Source organism: Arthrobacter sp. TB 26, assembly GCF_000427315.1.
In the GTDB taxonomy this organism is placed as follows: Bacteria; Actinomycetota; Actinomycetes; order Actinomycetales; family Micrococcaceae; genus Arthrobacter.
The window spans coordinates 1-568 of sequence record NZ_AUPJ01000542.1; the positions used below are offsets into that span (position 1 = coordinate 1).

Below are 568 nucleotides of genomic sequence, written 5' to 3' on the forward strand. Positions count from 1 at the left end.
GCGGGCCGCGGCAAGGACGCGGTCCTGGGTGGGCTGGCTGATCCGGGTGTTTCCGCCGGGGCGGCCTGAAAGCACGTAGGAGACGGTGGTCAGGGACACCCCCGAGGCCTCTGCGACGTCGCGGATGGTGGACTTGGATCCGTGCCGCACTGATGACTCCCGGGTACTTCTCCGCCGCTGAGTCGCGGCGTTGCTGAATCGATAATACCTGTCGGCCACCGGGAATCCGGCCCGCTCTGACCTGCAGGGGATGTTACCTGGTGTGTGGTCAGCGGGGACCCCAGTACTACCACCGCCAGGGAGGCGTAGCGTTCAAATATGGCAGACAACAGATACACCACCGAGCGGGACTCCTTTGGGCGGCTCCTGTGACGGTCCTCGGCAGCAGCGAAGGCCCGGTATCCGAGGAGCAGCTCCGGGACTGGTCCGAGGAGGCCAACGAAACCCTCGCCCTCCTGCTGGCCGAGTCTTGGTACGTGGAGGTCTTCGACCCGGTGTGGGGACGGAACGGCGCACTCCTGTCCGCGGCGCTCGAGGCGATGGCCGCCGCGGAATCCAGCGGCTCGGG

General features: G+C 67.3%; 2 protein-coding genes. One reads left to right on the top strand and one right to left on the bottom strand.

Going from position 1 to position 568, the window contains the following annotated elements:
* The coding region (locus K789_RS0121245; RefSeq protein WP_416352825.1) for a LacI family DNA-binding transcriptional regulator at positions 1-219 on the bottom strand (219 nt) is incomplete at its 3' end.
* Between the two features lie 149 nt (positions 220-368).
* Here K789_RS0121245 and K789_RS0121250 point away from each other — a divergent pair.
* The coding region (locus K789_RS0121250) for a DUF6919 domain-containing protein (protein ID WP_029705617.1) at positions 369-568 on the top strand (200 nt) is incomplete at its 3' end.